The following is a 20,855-nucleotide window of genomic DNA, read 5'->3' as shown; positions in this document are numbered from 1 at the left end:
TATATATAGCTTTATTCGTTCAAAATTATTTTATAGACCTAAATAGATCCAAATTGGCATTGCTGCAAAAATTAATGGGATCAAAATAGAAAACCAAACACCCAATGATTTGATAATTGGAGTATACTTTTTGTGATTCCAACCTAATGTTTGGAAAGTAGAAGCAAAACCATGCAATAAATGATAAGCTAAAGAAATCATAGCTAATACATATAAAACTACAAACCAAATATTTGAGAAAGTCCCTTTCATTACTGCGTACAAATCTTCATGTCCATTCGCATCAACAGTAGGAATACCAGTAAAACGAGAAACTGTCCAGAATTGAGCTAAGTGAACAATTAAGAAAATTAATAACAACGTACCCAATAAACCCATAGAACGAGAATACCACTTACTATTAGCATTGCCGTCGTTATAAGCATATTTTACTGGTCTTGCTGCTTGATTTTGAAAGGTTAATCTTGCTCCTTGTACAATGTGCAATAACAACCCTGCCATTAATACAACTTCCATAGCACGAATAATCCAGTTAGTTGCCATAAAGTGTGCACCTTCGTTAAACAACACTCCTGTATTATCAAAAAAAACGAAAGAGTTTAAAAAACAGTGTACGACTAAAAAAGAAATTAGAAAAAGGCCCGTAAGCCCCATTATTAGTTTTTTTCCTATTGATGAGGAAAAAGCATTTGCGATACTACCCATTAGCTTTTATTTTTTTATTCAGTTAGTGCAAAAGTATTTAAAATATGATTTAAAATAGGAATGCTCGACATAAAAAAGCAATAAAGAAGCTATTTAGAAACGTTCTAAAAAAACTAAGTGAAAAATAGTTGAAATTCTCACTCAATGAAGGGCTTATCTTAAAATAAGCGCATAAAAAAGGAGTGACGAATGCCACTCCTTTTTTCATAACATGTATATTAATTTTAATTAAATGAAATGGTATATGAACCACCATTTTCGTTAAAACCAGAAATAGTTGTTTTTCCATTTGGAGATGTTGGCAATGCCTTTTCAATATCAGCTGCGCTATTTACTGGTTTGCCATTTACTTTTGTAATTAATAATCCTTTATTTACATCCCAATAATCGAACAACTTCCCTTGCTCTACATTAGTAACTACTACGCCATCTTTCACACCAAATTTAGCTTTTAATGCTGCTGAAGCTGGTGCAAAACTTGCTCCTAATTTGTTAATTGTGGCTCCAGTTGCTTTGTTTTCTACATTTTTTGATGCTAATGACACACTGCTTTCGGGCTTTAACGTTACGCTTACATTTTTTGTAGAACCATCTGCTTTTAAAACAGTTAAAGCAATTTTATCACCAGGGCGCATACGACCTACTTTTTCTTGTAAATCTGGTGAGTCATAAATTTCTACACCTTCTACTTTTTTAATGATATCGCCCTCTTTTATTCCTGCAGAGGCTGCACCACCACCTGGCAATACGCTACTTACATATAAACCATTGATATCTTTAACGTTTAGTTTTTCAGCAGCATCAGCATCTAAAGCTTGGAAAGTAACACCAATATAACCACGTTTTACGGTGCCATATTCTTTAAAATCTTCTAATATTTTTTTTGCCAAATTCACAGGAATTGCAAATCCATATCCTTCATTTCTTCCAGTTTCTGAAGCAATTGCAGCGTTGATACCTACTAACTCTCCATTTGCATTAACTAATGCACCACCACTATTTCCAGGGTTAATTGCAGCATCTGTTTGAATGTAAGATTCAATTGAATTATTTGCTGGACGCTCTGGCATTTTACCGGTTCTTTGATATTCCTCGTACTCTTCGCGAGTTGGCTGTTGCTGGGTTCTATTTAAAATGCCAATATTACGTGCTTTTGCACTTACAATACCTGCAGTAACCGTAGTTTGTAAATCTAGAGGAAAACCTACAGCTAAAACCCACTCTCCAACTTGCACATTATCAGAATTTCCCATTTTAACAAAAGGTAAACCATTTACATCAACTTTAATTAATGCTAAATCTGTATTGGGATCTCTACCAATAACTTTTGCTGTTACTTTACGTCTATTTGATAAAATAACTTCAATTTTATCTGCATTCTCAACTACGTGATTATTAGTTACAATATATCCATCGGCCGTTAAAATTACACCTGAACCTGATGCGGCTCTTGGTACACGTGATCTTCTTCCACCATTACCAAAAAATTGTTCTAGCATATCATCCATTCCACTACCACTGTTATCATCGGACGAATTATTTCCGTATGTCGTTTTAATATGAACAACTGCTGGAGAAACTGCAGCAGCAGCTTGAACAAAATCTACTGCACCTGATGATCCAACTTTAATTGGATTATTGGCAAACATCATATTTTGCTTCTCTGTTAATGAAAAGTTATCGTTGTTGCGCTCTAATAGTTTATAAGCGCCAATCGCAACTGCACCTCCTAAAAATGCAGCCAACACTATTAATCCTATTTTTTTCATTTGTTATATATTTTATTATTCTTTTTTTCGAATGATTTATTCAAATTTAATACCATATAAACGATATTTGTATAGTAAACACATCTAATTTTGTGTTAAAAAATGTTAAATCAATTTAAGTTACTGGTTTAAAATTTAAGACCCACAAATATTATATGCCAAAATGAAGAAATAATGAACATAAAATTCTATAAATATCAAGGTGCAGGTAATGATTTTATTTTAATTGATCATCGCGTTAGTGAACTAAAAAACATTGATAATAAACTCATAGCCCAACTTTGTGACCGTCGTTTTGGTATTGGCGCTGATGGTTTGATGTTCTTAACTAATCATGAAAACTACGATTTTGAAATGGTGTATTACAATTCAGATGGGAACATAGGAAGCATGTGTGGAAATGGCGGTCGTTGTATTGTTGCGTTTGCCAAATTTTTAGGAATAATTGAAAATGAAACTAATTTTTTGGCAGTAGATGGCCCACATTATGCCAAAATTACAGCAGAAGGAAATTGGGTGGAGTTGCAAATGATTGATGTTGACACCATTAAAACTGATGGAAGTGCTTTTGTGTTAAATACAGGGTCTCCACATTATATACGAGAGGTTCAAAATTTAGCTGAGCTAGATGTATTTACAGAAGGTAAAAATATTCGCAACAACGACACTTATAAATTAAATGGTATTAACGTAAACTTTGTAGAAGACAAAGGCAATCATTTATTTGTACGGACATTTGAGCGTGGTGTCGAAGATGAAACGTATGCATGTGGCACGGGTGTTACTGCCGTAGCTATGGCAATGGCACAACAAAAACAACCAGGACATATTGAAACTCCAATTGAAGTTTTAGGTGGTAAATTGCAAATTAACTTTGATTACGACGGTTCGAAATTTACGAATGTATTTTTATGCGGTCCGGCAGAACAGGTTTTTGAAGGAAAGCTTAATTTCTAATTTCCTTCTGCTAAATACGCCGCTATTGCGATTTTGATTTCTCCAAAAGCATAAGATTTACCTAAATGCTCACGAATATCATTCATTCTGATAGATTTTAGTTTACCAATTGCAGTAGTAATTTCATCCAATTTCTTCGCAGGAATAAGATCACCTGCTTTTACCTCTTGTTTTGCCACAAAATGAGCTAAATGTCCTTCAATTGTGCCGACGGACATTTTACGCTCACTTGCAATTTCTGCAATTGTTTTGCCTTCTTTAAATAAAGCCAATGTAATTTCTTTTGTGTCTTCTTTAGGTAGTGTCGACGTTTTCGATTTTCGCATCGCCTTTGGCTTACTAAACTCGTCTTCTTCTATCGGATTAAATTCCTTCTTATTTGGCAAGGTATAAGCTGTTCTAATTTGCTCTTCTCTTTTTGCACTTTTGTACAAAGCCAATACTTCTTCCTTTGTTAATTCGACACCATTATTTGCTGCCGCCAACATTGCTTTTGCCTTACGGATTTTTTTAAACTGCTCGTAAAACATGGCTTCCATCGCTAATAACTCAACCAAATACTCTTTAGTCTGTTTTTCGGTTTTAACTATTTCCATTAATTCGAAAATAGAATTGCTCATTTCCTCTAACTGAGGATTAAAATAGTTTACTGCAGCTTCCGTTCTTTCTAACAGTAAATTTAAACTTTCGGTATTGCCGATGATAAACAACCTTTCTATTTGTTTTAAAAACTTGTCTGCATTTACTTTTAAAGCAATTAAATCTTGTTGCAGCTTCACCACCCAAGCTAAATGTGTTTGCTTCGTAGATCGTTTTTCATCTTTCGTATAACTAAAAACATGTTCAAAAACATAATTATCAAGTACTGTAAAATTGAAACTTTGCAGCAATGAGTATTTTAAAAACGCATCGCTTTCCTTTTTAATCTGAACAACTAGATCTTCTTGCTGTTGCTTTGTTCTCGCGAAATAAGTCACATTTTGGTCCTGCCTGATTCCCTTACCAGATATTAAAGAAGTTAAGATTAGACCATCAAGCGAACGCAAACGAGAGAGTGCTACATAAATTTGTCCTGGTGCAAATGCATCTCCAATATCAACAATCGCTTTATCAAAAGTTAAACCCTGACTTTTATGAACCGTAATGGCCCAAGCCAATTTTAATGGGAATTGTGTAAATGTCCCAGCAATTTCTTCCTCTATTTCATTGTTTACTTTGTTTGCGGTGTATTTTATGTTTTTCCAAGTATATTTCTCGATGATTAAATTTTGCTTCGAGCCATCGGTTTTTACTTCAATAGAATCATTACTTAATTTAGTAACCACAGCAATTTTTCCATTAAAAAACCTTTGCTCACCAGTTGGATCGTTTTTAATAAACATTACTTGTGCGCCAACTTTTAGTTCCAAAGTCTTTTCTGCTGGATAAGCACTTTCATTAAATTCCTTTTCAATAGTTGCGTGGTATAAAAACGACTTGCCCGCTAACCTATTCAAGCTACTTTTATTTAATGTATCAGCCTTGTTATTATGTGTAGTTAATGTGATGTAATTATCAGTAAGCTCGGGCTCATAATTTTCTTTGTAATAAGTTTTAAGCAGAGCGATATCTTGTTCAGTAACCTGGTTATTGCGCAGATTATTTAACAAATTAATAAATGTTTCATCCGCTTGACGATAAATTTTCTCTAATTCTATATAAACCGGTTTATCTTTTTCTAGTACTAATGCATCAAAGAAAAAAGCACTCTTATAAAATGCGCTTAACAAATTCCATTCGTCATTTTTAACAACTGGTGGTAACTGATGTAAATCGCCAATAAAAAGTACTTGAACCCCACCAAAACTCGAATTATTTTTACGGATGTAACGTAAAACCATATCAATTGCATCTAGTAAATCTGCCCGCAACATGCTAACTTCATCAATAATTAATAATTCTAAATCAAGTAAAATACGGCGCTTAGTTGCATTCATATTTAAATGCTTGATAATAGATTTTGGCGTATGATAATGTTGATATACCGCAACAGTATTGGTGGGGGCTAATCTTGGTAAAAAAGTACCAAATGGCAGCTGAAAAAGAGAATGAATTGTTACGCCAGCCGCATTAATAGCTGCAATACCAGTTGGTGCAACTATGACAGCCTTTTTATGTGTTAAGGAAATTAAATTTCTAAGAAAAGTAGTTTTACCTGTACCGGCTTTACCTGTTAAAAAAATATGTCTTGAGGTTAAATTAATAAACTTTGCCGCAAGCTGGGCTGGTTGTAGTTCTTCTATAGGTTGTAACATTTTATTCTTTAATCACAGGCCGTACAATATAGAGTTTTCATTCGGCAATATTATAGGATGTGTAAAACTGTGATAAACTATTTCTAATTTTTTTTAACTAATATAAAACCTTGAAAATTAAACCAATCGAAATCCTTTTTATCGTTATCAAAATAACCACTCATATTTGTCACTACAAGTTTAATCGTATAACGTTTGGTTTGATGAATAAGTTGCATTTTTTCTGAGGGATATTCGTAGTTGTTGTAATCTACTTTTATAAGTTTATCCATTTTATACTGATTGTATGCTTCATTAGCCATAGCTTTTAGATTAAATTCAAATGGATTTTCTTTACCAACTGTAACTGTTAATCTATTGTTATTGCCACTTCTTTTCTTTTCAGGATTTTGATCCAATTTGAAAACAGTTCCATCAAATACTTTTGAGGAATCTGCATACTCGTTAAACGAAAAAATCGCATCATAACCAGTAACGGATATCACACCTTTTTCCTTACTAATAAAGTTAACCTGTTCGTTATCATCTTCATATCTTACATCTTTAACTTTTAATAACTTAAATGCCGTATCAATTTTTTGATTTTTTATTTCATAATCGTAAACTCCTTTAGATTTTACTCTTGCATTAATCTTGGTTTCTATATCTTTTAAATCTGCATTAGTAAAACTTTGTAGGGAAGTAAGTCCGTGTCTATCTACTAAATACCTTACTACTTCTGATCTTTCTGCAATTTCCTTTTTATCTGCACTTTTCATTAACATTCTCAATCTAGAAACTTGAGAATACTTTGAAACAGAAAATGCACTTTGTGGCCCATAAGTTCCCAACAATGCCAAAATACAAAGGCTAATTGGAATGACTTTAATATTTTGTTTTTTGCTGATTAAGAAATAAGTTGTAACTGCGGTTAGCCAAACCCCTAAAACAATTAAAATATATCTAGATTCTGTAACTCCATAACTAAAAACTCTTTTACCAATAGCAAGTAATAGAAGAACAATTAATGGAATCATCATTAAATAAAAGAACTTAGAAAACAGTCTCATCCACCCATTGCCTTCTCTATCTTTTATTGGATAAATTAAAAGCAATGATAAAATTCCGAATACTGCATAACCTAAGATTAATGTAGAAACCAGGCCTTTTGGTAAAGTCCACTGAAAAATGATTTTTACTTCATAAACCAAAAGAATACCTAAATAAATTGTCATTAAAGGAATTAGCACATATTGAGTGAAAATCTTTAATCCTTTTGGATAAGAATGTTCTTCGTTTAGTGCTTCAAAATTATCTGGTATTCCTGCTAAAAAGAAAATTGTTGTAAATCCTGCACTTACTACTGCCAAAAGTTTCATGTAAGTGCGATAATTGATATCTACATCAAATAAGCCATCAATTGCTAATAAAGCGATAGATAAACCTGCATATAAAACAGCAGCATAAAAGGCAGCGGTTAAGAATCGAAGAAAAAGTGTTTTATTATATTGCCAAAAACCATTAAGATTGGATTTACCAATAAAAGGCGTAAAGGCAACCAACAAATGAAAGGCAAAGGCTAATAGAAATATTCTATACACATCTATTAAATAAGCCCACGGATTAAGTAAAAAATATAGAGTTATGGAAATTGCAAGCACAACGATTCTTACTATCCACTTTTTAAGATTTGAATAATGATGAACCTCACAAAATAAATCTGCTGCTAATAAAAGGGTTAAAGCTAAATTACAAACAGCTAAAGCTGTGACTAAATTATGCGTGTACTCTTGTTCTTTATAATCTAAATCAGTTAAACACCACCATATCCCTGTAGAAATAATAGCTATTAAAAACTGCAGCGGGAATCGCGAAGAAACTCGGTTGGTTCCTTGCCATAGCGTTTGTAAAGATGGTAGTTTCATAGTCTAATCTAAGCGTTAAAATCCAATTGATATAAAATTTTTAATAAATGTTTAATATTGTTATTTAATGTTAAAATTCTTTAACTAAATTTTTAGTATTAAAGATTTAGTTATACCTTAGGCTTACCAAACAAACTTAGAAATGAAATCGTTAAGTCTAGCCCTCGTGCTTTCCTTATGCTTCTGTACGGCAATTTTTGCGCAAAATTCTTACTCAGTTAAAGGAGTTATCGCCGATACTGCTAATAATAGCAAACTTCACAATGCAACAATTAGTATATTAAATGCTAAAGATTCTATATTAGTTAAATATTCTAGAGCATCTGCTACTGGCGCATTTTCAATTACTCCGTTAAAAAAGGGAAATTTTTTAATGATGATTACTTATCCTGAATATGCAGATTATGTAATTCCTTTTAGTTTAGATTCTGCAAAAAGAGAAATTGATTTTAAGCAAATCAATATGAAAACCAAAGCTAGGTTACTAAACGAGGTGATTATTAAAGGTCAAGCTGCTGCTATAAAAATTAAGGGGGATACTACAGAATTTAACGCTGCGAGTTATACTATACAGCCAAACGATAAAGTAGAAGATCTATTAAAGAAATTCCCAGGAATGCAGATTGATAAGGATGGGAAAATTACAGCTCAAGGCAAAACTGTTTCAAAAGTATTAGTGGATGGAGAGGAATTTTTTGGAGATGATCCTACTCTAGCAACCAAGAATTTAAGAGCCGATATGGTAGATAAAGTTCAGCTTTTTGATAAGTCGAGCGACCAAGCAGCATTTACTGGCGTTGATGATGGTCAGAAAACCACCACATTAAATATTAAACTAAAAGAAGATAAAAAGAATGGATATTTCGGAAAAGTAGATGGTGGCATAGCTACCGATGATTTTTATGAAGGCCAAGTTATGTTTAATAAGTTTAAAGCAAAGCAAAAGTTCTCTGCTTATGGCATAATGAGTAACACAGGGAAAATTGGGTTGGGTTGGGAAGATAGAGGTAAATATGGCGCAAGTGGGAGCGATAACGTAGAGTTTATTGATGGAGGAATGTACATCAGTAGTGGCGGCGATGATTTAGACTCTTATGGTGGTGGCTATTACGGAGAGGGAATTCCTATTGCGAGAACTGGTGGTGCACATTATGACACTAAATTTAATGATGATAAACAAACAATAAACACAAATTATAAAATAGGCTCATTAGGGGTTAAAGGGACTAAAAACATTTTAAATCAAAACAATTTAATAGATGGAATTATCAATTCTAATACAAACCAGTTAACGGACAATTATGTTTTTAGGCAAAAATTAGATGTTACCTACCAGATTAAGCTAGATACTACATCGAACTTAAAAATTATGGTAGACGGCACCTTAAAAAATAACACTACGAAAAGTGATTATCAAACAGCAGCTAGAAGAGAAGATAACTCCCTTTTAAATACAAGCACCAGAACTGTTGATAATGATGGCGATGAAAGCGCTTTCAATATGTCGGCCTTTTACACCAAAAAATTAAAGAAATTAGGCAGAAATTATTCAGTTAATGTAAGTGGCAAAATAAACGAGGTAAATAATGAAGGCTTCTTAAAATCGGATAATGAAGTTTTTAATGCAGATGGAACACCAAAAAGCTCAAAAATTGTCGATCAGTTTAAAACAAATGAAACAAAAAGTTCAATTTTTAGCACCAATTTTACTTATAACGAACCCGTAACAAAATCATTAGCATTAGTGTTAAATTATGGTTTCAGTTTAAATAATAGCACAGCTGATAAGAAATCCTTTAACACATCTACACCAGGAAGATATGATGTTTTAGACACTCAGTTTAGTAATGATTTTGAAGCTAATCAATATATAAATCAAGGTGGAGCAGTACTTAACTACAAAAAGAATAAAACAATAATTACTGCTGGAACAAAGTTAAGCGCTGTTAAATTTGATCAATTTGAAGCTTATACCAATGCAAAATATAATCGTAGTTTTTTAAACTGGATTCCTCAAGCTTCTTATCAATATAAATTCTCTGCTCAAAAATCATTAAGATTTAACTATAACGGCTATACAAATCAGCCTTCTGTAGAGCAACTGCAACCAGTAAGAGTAAACACAGACGACTTTAATATTCCAGAAGGCAATCCGGATTTAAAGCCTTCGTACAATAGTAATTTCAGTATTAACTACAATTCATACAAAATATTAACAAGTCGAGGCATTTATTTGAATGGAAGATTTGGTTTCACTAACAATCAAATTGTAAATAATGTTACAACAGATGTTGATGGAAGATCAATTATTAAAGCCGTAAACTTAACCGACAAAACACCTATAAATTATAGTGCTTACATTGATTACAATAGAAAAATTAAAGGACTAGATATCAATGGAGGATTGAGTTTAAATATTTATGGTAGAACAAATTACAATTACGTAACTAGCATAGTTAATGGGGCACCACTTACTAAATTGAACACTTCAACTTCTGTTTCTTATTCTGCCAATTTAAGCTTATACAAATCGAAAGAGAAAAAATATGATTTCCAATTATACGGAGGACCAAGCTACAACCAACAAAAATCATCGTTACAGCCAGATGTAAATAATAACGGTTACTCTTTTTATGGCAGTGGCTCATTTACTATTTTCTTACCAGGAAAAGTTCAGTTAAAATCTGATGCCAATTTTGAATATACAGGTAAAACACAATCCTTTAATGAAGATTTTACACAGTTGATTTTAAATTCCTCTATTGTAAAGTCATTCTTTAAAAGCGAAAACTTAAAACTGTCTATTAAAGGAAATGATTTGTTAAACCAAAATAGAGGGTTTAGCAGATATGCAAATGCAAATAACATTACTCAAACAAGCTACACTACTATTAAACGTTATTTTATGTTCTCAGCAACATGGGATTTCAGCAAAATGGCAGGCATTAAAAAATAAAATCATGAAGTTAAAAATTAATCAATATATCGCTATTTGCTTATTGTTAGTTATAGCGAACGCTGCTAAAGCACAAAATGCTCGCTTTGCCACACAAGGTGTGATAGAATTTGAAAAGCGTGTTAACATGTATGCGCTAATAAAAGCGGAAATAAAAAAATATCCTAATAGTTCTTATTATCCAAGAATGTTTGAGGAATTTCAAAAAACAAATACTCAATTTAAAAGCTTAAAGAGCACCTTAACTTTTAGCAAAGATCAAACTTTATTTAAACCCGAGGAAGCAGTACTTGCACAAAACAATTATTTTGGAGATTATCCGGCAGCACAACAAAACAATACCATATTCACAAATACTGCTATTGGTACAAGTATCAGTCAGAAAAAAGTATATGAAGAAACCTATTTGGTAAAGGATAGTACACGCAAAATAAACTGGAAAATTACAAATGAAACCAGAAATATTGCAGGTTACGATTGCCGTAGAGCAAATGCTATAATTATGGACTCTATTTATGTTGTCGCATTTTATACGGATGAAATTCCAGTTTCTGGTGGTCCTGAATCATTTTCTGGCTTACCTGGAATGATTCTAGGTGTGGCTTTACCTTATGAACACACGACTTGGTTCGCTACAAATGTAAATGATCAATCTGTAACAGAAGATAAGTTGAAAGCGCCTGTAAAAGGGAAAGCGACAACCAATGCTGGCTTAATAGCTACCCTACAAGCGGCATTAAAAGATTGGGGAGATTATGCAAAAGATGCCTTTAAAGCTTTTCTATTATAACAATAAATAACCCCAAAATAAATGGCAGGCTTCATAGATGGAGTCTGCCATTTTTTACATAAAGAGTATCTATTTTCAGCAACTATTGCTGAAAATCCTAGTTCACAAGCAATTTATACCCTTTACCATGTACATTTAAAATCTCAACCTTAGGATCTTCTTTTAAATATTTACGGAGCTTGCTTAAGAACACATCCATACTTCTGCCGTTAAAGTAATTGTCGTCATGCCAAATGCTCAACAATGCTTCTTCCCTAGTTAAAACAGTGTTTTTCTTTAGGCAAAGCAATTGCAAAAGTTCAGCCTCTTTGGTAGATAATTTTTGTTGCTGGCCATTAAAATGTATAAGTTGTGTCGTATAATCAAAAGTATATTGACCTATTTCAAAATTAGTTTGGACGGGTTCATTTGTAGTACTTTCTTTCGCCGATGCTCTTTTTAGTAAAGCATTAATTCGCAAAAGCAACTCCTCAATACGGAAAGGTTTAGTAATATAATCATCACCACCCAAATCATAAGCAGAGGCTTTATCTTCCATCATGGCTTTAGCAGTTGCAAAAATAATGGGCACTTGTTGGTTCGTTTTTCTAATTTCCTTGCCCAATGTAAATCCATCCTTTTTAGGCATCATTACATCTAAAATGCATAGATCAAAATTTTGCTTAGCAAAGGCCTTTATTCCTTCTTCGCCATCTGTACACAAAACCACCTCAAACTTACCTTTTAACTGTAGGTAATCTTGTAATAACATGCCCAAATTAGGATCATCCTCTACTAATAAGATTTTTTTCATATCTATTTAATTGCTTTGGTTAAGTGGCAAGCACACTTCAAATGTAGTTCCTTTATCTTTTTCACTATGTACTTTTATTGTTCCGTTCATCTCGTTAATAATGTCCTGTACATAATTTAAGCCCAATCCAAATCCTTTTACATCGTGCAAATTGCCGGTTGGGACTCTGTAAAACTGATCGAAAATGCGTTTAGTTTGGTCTTTTGTCATTCCAATTCCTTTATCACTTACTTCAATATACAAGTTTTTGACATCGTTTTTAGTAGTTACTTCAATCTGAGGTTCGCTAATACTATATTTATTTGCATTATCAATTAGATTGTAAATTACATTCGATAGATGCAACTCATCGCCCATAATTACATCTGCAGTTGCATTTAGATTAAGGTTAACAACTGCTTTTCTTTTTTGCAGCTGGAGGTCCATACTATCTATTACAGCAGCAATTAGATCATTTATTTTGACAGGGTTAAATTCTAGTTTAATTTCCTTTTTCTCTAATCTTGCCACACTCAACACACGTTCAATATGGTTCCCTAGTCTAACATTTTCATCATAAATAATATTTGCCAAACGGCCGATTCTGCTTTTATCTTCCACAACTTCAGGGTCTTTTAAAGCTTCGCTGGCTATCATTATGGTAGCAACAGGAGTTTTAAATTCATGCGTCATATTATTAATAAAATCCGTTTTCATTTCCGACAGTTTTTTCTGTCTAATAATAGCGTAAATGGTATAAGTGAAAATAAAAATGAGCACCAGAAGCAATCCAGCTGATGACGCCATAGAGACAAACATGTTGCTAAATATTAGAGAGTTCTGTTTTGGAAACCGAAGATGTAGAATTCCTGCATCTTTTGTAGCAACGTCATTACTAAATAAAATATGGTTATAAGTATTTTTATCTGGTGATGTTGGAAAGGAATTAGAAATATTTTGAAAGATAATATTTCGCTTTGATCTTGTCGACGTAATCCAATAATCAAAAGGTATAGTAATATTTTTTCCTAGTAATTCTTTAGTGATTAAAGTATCTAGAACCTCCTTCGAAGGTAATCTCTTTTCTAAAGGGACGTCCTTGTTCTGCATTTCTTTTGCAACATCTTGAACAAGGTTAATACTATTAAAATTAAAAATATTGACTGTGTCTGCATATAACCGACTTAATTCCATCTGATATTTACGATTTGCTTTTGCATCCTCAATCTTAAATTTGGTTATCAAATCTGGGTCTTTACTTGGGAAGGAAACAAATCTAGGCAATAAATTTTCCGGACTAAATGCTAGGTATCTAATGGTGTCGGGAATTCTACCTTGTTGTAAATCTTTCCTTAGTCGGGGTAAACGAGGAATAATATTTCTCGAAATCAGATTGCCATTAACATCCTTAGTGTCTTCAATGTCAAAACCTAAACTATTTATACTGGTTTTCGGATTAGAATAAATCTTATATTCGGCTTCAGTAATCATTAAAGGACTAACAAAAGTTGCCCTTATAGTACTGTCCTGGAAGTTTAAATAATCTATTTCTTGTTGCTTTTGCTTAAACTTTCTTAGGTTTTCATTCTCTTTAAATTTTACTTTAAATGCAACTATAGTATCGGTTTGTCTTTTAATATCTCTTTCTCTTTGTAATCTAATCTCAGAGTCCTTCCTACCAATATGTCCTGCTACATTCTGCTTTTGTATCTTATTAACCACAGCATTTAATGCTTGATTAACATTTTGTTCAAAAAGTTTAGAATTTAGCTTGTAAGACTCCTTGATGTAATACAATTGCATTACAAATACACCTAACAATGCTAGGGTCATTAGGGCTGTTATTAACCAAAGACTTCTTTTCTTCATTTAAACTATTCAAAAATAAATGATTAATTGCCAAAAAACCGTGTTTTAACACTTTTTAACACAGTAACAACCAAAGGCTTAAACATAAAAAAACCGTCCTCTATTAGAGGACGGTCACTTAACAACTTGTTTTCTTAAAAAAGATTTTTAGAACGGAAGATCATCTTCTTCTCCCGCTGGAGTATTAATATCTACTGGAGCAGCATATTGTGGAGCCGCAGCAGCACCCGCTGTATTAGTTAAAGCTGTCAAACGCCAAACCACTAAGCTATTAAAATATGAAGTTACTCCTTCTTTGTTTGTCCACGGGCGACCGCGTAAATTGAAAGAAACTTCTACTTCATCACCTGGTTTTAGCGTATCGAACAAAGCCGTTTTATCTTGTAAAGCTTCAAATCTAATATATTCTGGATATGTTGGATTTTCTGCGTATTCTATAATTAAATCGCGTTTTTTAAACGTCTCACTTACCTGTTGTAATGCACCTATTTCGTGTACCTTGCCTTTAATTTCCATATCAAAACTTATAATTATACTATCAAACCAAATCTCTAAAATTTTATTGATAAATCTGCATCAAGTTTTCCACACAACTTTGAGTTAAATAATATAGAATAACGATAATTTGTGCAGAACTATACAAATCTAGTTCAAAAATTAATTGTCTATTTTTATTGGTAACTTTGCTTGCAATATGATGCAAGTTTTCCAAACCAAAAGTAAGGTAATTATTACCTGCAATAAAAGGCTCTCGCCTTATTTACAAGATGAAGTTACCGAGTTAGGTTATGAAATTGTAAGGGCTTTTCCAACAGGTGTTGAGTTAAATATTACTTTAACAGAATGTATAAAATTGAATTTGAACTTACGATGCGCAAGTCAGATTTTATATTGCATTAATAGCTTTAAAGCTAACACACCCGAAGAATTGTATACAGCATTAGCTGCAATGAAATGGGAAGAATTGATTGATTTTGCTGGTTATTTCTCTGTAACATCGAATGTAGATAATCCGACAATTACCACTCCTCTTTTTGCCAACTTAAAAGTTAAAGATGCCATTGTAGATCGTTTTAGGGAAAAGAAAAATATTCGTCCAAACTCAGGTTCTGACGCCAATAAAACCGTTATACATTTATATTGGAAAGATGATGAGGTTGATGTTTTTATAGACACCAGCGGCGAAACTCTCGCTAAACATGGTTACCGTAAAATACCTGGAAAAGCACCCATGTTGGAGGCTTTGGCGGCCAGTACGATTATGGCAACACAATGGGATCAAAAATCTCCTTTTATAAATCCGATGTGTGGTTCTGGAACATTAGCAATTGAAGCCGCATTATTGGCAACTAACCGAAGACCAGGTTTATATAGAATGAACTATGGTTTTATGCATATTTTAGGATATGATGAGGAAGTATTTTTTGCTGAGCGAAGAATTTTGAAAGATCAAATCATTAAAAACATTGACATACAAATAATTGCTACTGATATTTCTGAAGATGCAGTTGATGTAACTCGTAGAAATGCTAAAACAGCTGGCGTAGATACTTTAATTACTTTTGAAGTTTGTGATTTTGAAGAAACTCCAGTTCCAGAAGGCGGTAAAGGGGTGGTAGTTTTTAATCCAGAATATGGCGAGCGTTTGGGCGTACATAGCAAACTAGAACTAACTTATAAGCGCATTGGCGATTTCATGAAAAAGAATTGCAAAGGATATTTTGGATACATCTTTACAGGAAATCCAGACCTAGCGAAGAAAATTGGTCTTAAAGCTGATAAAAAAATAGAATTCTATAATGGAAAGCTAGATTGCCGTATGCTAGAATACGAATTGTACGATGGCACAAGACGACCAGAAGACGAGAGACCAAAAGCAAAATTAAACTAGATCTCGTTCCGAAAAAATTTATTAAAACTCTTCCTACCACTTTTTCGTTTATGTAAGTATCAACCTATACTAATTAGATGAAAGACAAGGTAAAAGCAGAAATGCAAGCTGTGGCGGGTAATATTAGAAAAGTAAGAGAATTTCGAAATTATACGCAAGATTATTTAGCTGCAAAGTTAGAAATATCGCAAAATGCGTATAGTAAAATTGAATTGGGCTATACTAAAATAACTTTAGATAGGCTTTTTCACATTGCCTTAATTTTGGAGGTAGAAGTAACTCAGCTCTTATATTTTGATCAGGATAAATTTAAAAAACTTAGCCCTTTTGCGTAGCAATTTTTCAACATAGAGTGGTTTTCAATTAAATTCAGAATACCTTGCGGCATAATTTTTCTTTATGCAGCAGATCATTGAACAAACCATCAACTTTGTTAAAATTACATTAACTAATGCAGAAACTGGCCACGATTGGTTTCATATTGAGCGAGTTTACAAAACTGCACAAACCATTAATGCAACCGAAAAAGGTGATGAACTGATTGTTGCTTTAGCAGCTCTATTACATGATATCGCAGATAGTAAGTTTAACAACGGCGACGAAGAAATTGGTCCTCAAAAAGCAGGTGATTTTCTAAAAAGTATTGGTTTAGATAATGAAATCGTACACCATGCGCAAGAAATTATCAGAAACTTATCGTACAAAGCAAGCTTGGGAGAGATTTCTTTTAAATCTAAAGAATTAGACATTGTACAAGATGCAGATCGTTTAGATGCGATTGGCGCTATCGGTATTGCTAGAGCTTTTACTTATGGAGGTTATAAAAATAGGGTTTTATATAATCCTGAAATTAAACCAAATCTTTCTATGAGCAAGGAAGAATATAAAAACACAACTGCTCCAACCCTAAATCATTTCTACGAGAAATTACTTTTACTTAAAGATTTGATGAAAACGCAAACAGGAAAAGCTATGGCGTCACAACGTCATGACTTTATGCTTACGTATTTAGATCAATTTTACTCAGAGTGGGAAGGCCGTAAATGATCTTCACTCTTAAAAGCGCTTTGATTTATTTCTAAAAAGCTAATATTTTTAGCTGCATTTACTATTTTTGTTAGTAAATACAAAGCTCATGTCAGAACGATTAGGAGAAAAATTAAATATTCTTGCTGATGCCGCTAAATATGATGTTTCTTGTTCATCTAGCGGTAGCGACAGAAAAAACACCAATAAAGGTGTTGGCAATGGTCATCACTCTGGTATTTGCCATACCTATACAGAAGATGGCCGTTGTGTTTCCCTTTTAAAAATTCTCCTAACCAATCATTGTATTTTCGATTGCGCTTATTGCGTATCTAGAAAAAGTAACGATATAGAACGGGCTGCTTTCACTGTAGATGAAGTGGTAGAATTGACAATGAACTTCTATCGTCGCAATTTTATTGAAGGTTTATTTTTAAGTTCTGGGATCTTTAAAAATGCAGATTTTACCATGGAACGCCTTTTAAGAGTAGTGAAAAAGCTTCGATTAGAGCAAAATTACAATGGCTACATCCACCTTAAAACCATACCTGGCGCAAGCGACGAATTAATTAAAGAAGCTGGGCTCTATGCAGATAGAATGAGTATCAACTTAGAAATGCCCACTGAAACCGGCTTAAAATTGCTTGCTCCAGAAAAAAGTCACCAAGATGTTATTAAGCCATTAGACTTTGTTCAGAAACAAATTGTTCAATTTAAGGATGAAAAAAAACTGATTAAAAGTGTTCCGAAGTTTGTTCCCGCAGGTCAAAGCACACAAATGGTAGTTGGCGCAACAGCAGAAACTGATAAAGAGATCATGTATACTGCCGATTCATTTTATAAAAATTTCGCTTTGAGGCGAGTATATTACTCAGGCTATATTCCAATTAGTAATGATACTAGAATGCCGATATTAGGCACGCAACCGCCTTTACTCCGAGAAAACAGGTTATATCAAACAGATTGGCTAATGCGTTTTTACGGGTTTAAAGTTCATGAGATTTTAAACGATGCCAATCCGCATTTAGATATTGATATTGACCCTAAATTGAGCTGGGCATTAAGAAATTTACAGCATTTCCCTGTCGATATTAATACCGCTGACTATCGAATGATTTTGCGCATTCCTGGAATTGGCGTAACCTCAGCAAATAAAATAGTGCAAACCCGTAAGTTTGGAAAACTGCACATTTATCAACTAAAGAATATTGGTGTAGCTTATAGTAGAGCAAAACATTTTATAAAATGCGCTGATACCTCGTTTCAATTAAAAGATTTCCAGGCTACACAAATTAAAGCTTTTATACTAGCAGAAAGTCAGAGTAAATATTTAAAAACAGACACTAATCAACTCATTCTATTTTAATGATTTATATTTTCGATGGAAGCTTAGAAGGATTGCTCACAGCTGTTTTTGAATGGTTTGAGCGCAAACCAGGATTCGTAAATTTAGGAACTGAAAAAACTCATCAACCTGGTATTTTCTTTGAAACCTTTTTAGTTGAAACTAATAGAGCAAAAGCAGATCGGGTTTGGAATGGATTACAGAAAAAATTGAGTAGAGAATGGCTACGTAAATTCTATTGTGCATATCTATCAGAACTCCCAGAAGTTTTTGATGCACTCTTTCATTTTGCGACTTATATTTTTCTAAATCCAGCTGGTGCTGAAAAAAATTACGGAAATGAATTTGTTTTAAAAGTCTCAAAAACAGCAAGAAGCGTAGAAAGAGAAAAACATAGAATGGAGTCTTTTATTAGATTTCAACACACCTCCGATGGCGTTTTTTATTGCGGTATAGACCCTGATTTTAACGTTTTACCCTTAATTGCTAATCATTTTAAAAATCGCTATGCCGATCAACAATGGATAATTTATGATTTAAAAAGACATTATGGTTTGTTTTATGATTTGAATAAAGTAGAAGAAATGACAATGAATATCAATTCTCAAGCTTTTAAAAATCCAAAATCCAATCAATTAGATGAAAAAGAAATTTTGTACGCAAATTTATGGAAAGACTATTTTAAGAGTACAAATATTGAATCTAGAAAAAACACAAAACTACACGTACAACATGTACCTAAAAGATATTGGAAGTATTTAACCGAAAAGCAGATATAAATCGATTTCCTATGAGCTAACAATTACTTAACATATAAACTGTAAATTAGCTGTATGAAGTTAAGTGTACTTGTTTTAATTACTGCTTTAGCAGTTGGGCTTTCTATCGGTTTAGTTAATTTTCATTTTCAAGGCAGCTGGTATTATTTGTTAATTTCCTTTGGAATTTCATTTGTTACCAGTTTTTTAGTGTTCTATTATCTTTTAGAAAAATATATTTACACTAAAATTAAGCTCATTTACAAGCTCATTCATAATTTAAAATTAGGCAAAGACTTAAAAGAAGCGATTGGTGAGTATAAAAGTTCAGATCCAATTAACGATGTTGAGCAAGAGGTGAAAGAATGGGCTGGTGCAAAAAAACGAGAAATTGACCTCTTAAAAAAACAAGAACAATTTAGAAGAGAATTCTTATCAAATGTATCTCACGAGTTTAAAACCCCTCTTTTTGCTATCCAAGGATATATAGAAACTTTACAAGATTGCATAACTGATGATCCGGAAATGGCAATGAAGTTTCTTAAAAAAGCAGAAAATAATGTAGAACGATTAAGCTATTTAATTAATGATTTAGATTCCATTTCTAAACTTGAAACCGGTGAAATCCCCATTAATTATGAAAAATTTGATTTCGTTGCTTTAGCCAAAGAAGTAATGGATAGCCTGGAAGACAGAGCATTAACGCATAAGATTAAGCTTTCTTTTAAAGATAAATACACTGCACCAACTTTGGTTAATGCTGATAAAGAGAAAATAAGACAAGTGATGATTAATCTCATCCAAAATTCTATTAAATATGGTAATGAAAATGGATCTACAGCGATTAAAATCTTTGAATTGCATGACCAATTTTTAATTGAAGTAACTGATGATGGTATTGGAATTGAAGAAAAACACTTAACACGTTTATTTGAACGTTTTTATAGAATTGATTCGCATCGTTCTCGTAAAGAAGGTGGCACAGGATTAGGATTAGCTATTGTAAAGCATATTTTAGAGGCGCACGAACAAACTATTTCTGTCAGAAGTACACCAAACATAGGAACAACCTTTGCCTTCACTTTACAAAAAAGCAATTAGTTTTATTAAAATAGTTAAACGACTTAACATTAACTTAACATTGTACCTTTAGCTTTGCACCATATTTAATTTAACATGAATAGTATTTTTAGCTTCTTTACACCTAAAGACAAAAAATTTCAGCCTCTTTTTGAGCAAGCAGGAGCAAACGTTTTGAAAATTGCTGAAGCGCTTTTAATTGTGGTAACTACTAACGATTTAGAGAAAAGAAAAGAAGCAATTAAAGAAGTTGAACGACTTGAGCATGTTGGTGATGATATTACCCACACTATTTTTATCGAGTTGAGTAAAAACTTTATCACTCCGTTTGATAGAGAAGATATTCACTCTTTAGCAAGTGCAATTGATGACATCGCAGATTATATCCATGCTTCTGCAGGAAATATTGAGCTATATAATGTAACCAATATTGGCGATGCAATGGTAAAACTAGCCGAGCTTTTAGTAGAAATGTGTGGTGACCTTGAAAAAGCGATTAAAGAATTAAGAAGTTTTAAAAATATTCGCGTTATTGCCGATGCTTGCGTTAGAATTAATAGTGCCGAAAATCAGGCAGATTATGTGTGTAATTTAGCAATTGCCCGCTTATTCGAATTTGAAACTAATGCAATAGAATTGATTAAACAAAAAGAGATTTTACAAACATTGGAAATCGCTACCGATAAATGTGAAGACGCAGCGAATGTATTGGAATCTATTTTGGTTAAAAACGCTTAAA

The 20,855-nt window shown here is 32.9% G+C and carries 17 protein-coding genes; 10 read left to right on the top strand and 7 right to left on the bottom strand.

Annotated elements, in window-relative coordinates; genetic code table 11:
* Positions 1-30: 30 nt before the first annotated feature.
* Complete coding sequence (locus HQN85_RS08810; RefSeq protein ID WP_173271323.1) at positions 31-705, bottom strand: succinate dehydrogenase cytochrome b subunit; 675 nt, start codon at positions 703-705, stop codon at positions 31-33.
* Positions 706-929: 224 nt separating this feature from the next.
* Positions 930-2,474: a trypsin-like peptidase domain-containing protein gene (locus tag HQN85_RS08805; protein ID WP_173271321.1), complete on the bottom strand. Its 1,545-nt coding sequence runs from the start codon at positions 2,472-2,474 to the stop codon at positions 930-932.
* Positions 2,475-2,648: 174 nt separating this feature from the next.
* On the opposite strand from HQN85_RS08805, the gene dapF reads away from it, so the two are divergent.
* Positions 2,649-3,431: a diaminopimelate epimerase gene (dapF, locus tag HQN85_RS08800; protein ID WP_173271319.1), complete on the top strand. Its 783-nt coding sequence runs from the start codon at positions 2,649-2,651 to the stop codon at positions 3,429-3,431.
* Here the strand turns inward: dapF and HQN85_RS08795 are convergent.
* Both HQN85_RS08795 and HQN85_RS08790 read right to left on the bottom strand, forming a co-directional pair.
* Complete coding sequence (locus HQN85_RS08795) at positions 3,428-5,725, bottom strand: helix-turn-helix domain-containing protein (protein ID WP_173271317.1); 2,298 nt, start codon at positions 5,723-5,725, stop codon at positions 3,428-3,430. The two genes, dapF and HQN85_RS08795, sit on opposite strands and share 4 nt — an antisense overlap.
* Positions 5,726-5,808: 83 nt before the next feature.
* A complete protein-coding gene (locus HQN85_RS08790; protein WP_173271315.1) occupies positions 5,809-7,629 on the bottom strand; it encodes a DUF4153 domain-containing protein in 1,821 nt (606 codons plus the stop codon).
* Between the two features lie 142 nt (positions 7,630-7,771).
* On the opposite strand from HQN85_RS08790, the gene HQN85_RS08785 reads away from it, so the two are divergent.
* The gene (locus HQN85_RS08785) at positions 7,772-10,585 is read left to right on the top strand and encodes an outer membrane beta-barrel protein (RefSeq protein WP_173271313.1); all 2,814 of its coding nucleotides are present in this window, start codon (positions 7,772-7,774) and stop codon (positions 10,583-10,585) included.
* Between the two features lie 4 nt (positions 10,586-10,589).
* Positions 10,590-11,375: a GLPGLI family protein gene (locus HQN85_RS08780; protein ID WP_173271311.1), complete on the top strand. Its 786-nt coding sequence runs from the start codon at positions 10,590-10,592 to the stop codon at positions 11,373-11,375.
* A 97-nt stretch (positions 11,376-11,472) separates the two neighbouring features.
* Here the strand turns inward: HQN85_RS08780 and HQN85_RS08775 are convergent, their stop codons facing one another.
* From HQN85_RS08775 to HQN85_RS08765, 3 genes are all read right to left on the bottom strand, one after another.
* The gene (locus tag HQN85_RS08775; RefSeq protein ID WP_173271309.1) at positions 11,473-12,168 is read right to left on the bottom strand and encodes a response regulator transcription factor; all 696 of its coding nucleotides are present in this window, start codon (positions 12,166-12,168) and stop codon (positions 11,473-11,475) included.
* Between the two features lie 6 nt (positions 12,169-12,174).
* On the bottom strand, positions 12,175-14,016 hold the full coding sequence (locus HQN85_RS08770) for a sensor histidine kinase (protein WP_173271307.1): 1,842 nt from the start codon (positions 14,014-14,016) through the stop codon (positions 12,175-12,177).
* Between the two features lie 147 nt (positions 14,017-14,163).
* The gene (locus HQN85_RS08765) at positions 14,164-14,532 is read right to left on the bottom strand and encodes a DUF3127 domain-containing protein (RefSeq protein ID WP_173271305.1); all 369 of its coding nucleotides are present in this window, start codon (positions 14,530-14,532) and stop codon (positions 14,164-14,166) included.
* Positions 14,533-14,713: 181 nt separating this feature from the next.
* Here HQN85_RS08765 and HQN85_RS08760 point away from each other — a divergent pair, with 181 nt between their 5' ends.
* From HQN85_RS08760 to HQN85_RS08730, 7 genes are all read left to right on the top strand, one after another.
* Positions 14,714-15,907: a THUMP domain-containing class I SAM-dependent RNA methyltransferase gene (locus HQN85_RS08760; protein WP_173272556.1), complete on the top strand. Its 1,194-nt coding sequence runs from the start codon at positions 14,714-14,716 to the stop codon at positions 15,905-15,907.
* 77 nt (positions 15,908-15,984) lie between these two features.
* The gene (locus tag HQN85_RS08755) at positions 15,985-16,242 is read left to right on the top strand and encodes a helix-turn-helix domain-containing protein (RefSeq protein ID WP_173271303.1); all 258 of its coding nucleotides are present in this window, start codon (positions 15,985-15,987) and stop codon (positions 16,240-16,242) included.
* A gap of 64 nt (positions 16,243-16,306) precedes the next feature.
* Positions 16,307-16,954, top strand: coding sequence for an HD domain-containing protein (locus HQN85_RS08750; protein WP_173271301.1), 648 nt, complete (start codon positions 16,307-16,309; stop codon positions 16,952-16,954).
* An 88-nt stretch (positions 16,955-17,042) separates the two neighbouring features.
* Positions 17,043-18,299, top strand: a complete 1,257-nt coding sequence (locus HQN85_RS08745; RefSeq protein WP_173271299.1) for a putative DNA modification/repair radical SAM protein — start codon at positions 17,043-17,045, stop codon at positions 18,297-18,299.
* On the top strand, positions 18,299-19,057 hold the full coding sequence (locus HQN85_RS08740; RefSeq protein ID WP_173271297.1) for a TIGR03915 family putative DNA repair protein: 759 nt from the start codon (positions 18,299-18,301) through the stop codon (positions 19,055-19,057). Before HQN85_RS08745 ends, HQN85_RS08740 begins: the two co-directional genes overlap by 1 nt.
* 54 nt (positions 19,058-19,111) lie before the next feature.
* A complete protein-coding gene (locus HQN85_RS08735; RefSeq protein WP_173271295.1) occupies positions 19,112-20,137 on the top strand; it encodes a sensor histidine kinase in 1,026 nt (341 codons plus the stop codon).
* Between the two features lie 75 nt (positions 20,138-20,212).
* A complete protein-coding gene (locus HQN85_RS08730; protein WP_173271293.1) occupies positions 20,213-20,854 on the top strand; it encodes a DUF47 domain-containing protein in 642 nt (213 codons plus the stop codon).
* The last annotated feature ends 1 nt before the right edge of the window (position 20,855 follow it).

The sequence above is a fragment of the Pedobacter boryungensis genome, from assembly GCF_013204825.1.
In the GTDB taxonomy this organism is placed as follows: Bacteria; Bacteroidota; Bacteroidia; order Sphingobacteriales; family Sphingobacteriaceae; genus Pedobacter; species Pedobacter boryungensis.
This window is presented reverse-complemented; position numbering and strand designations above follow the sequence as displayed.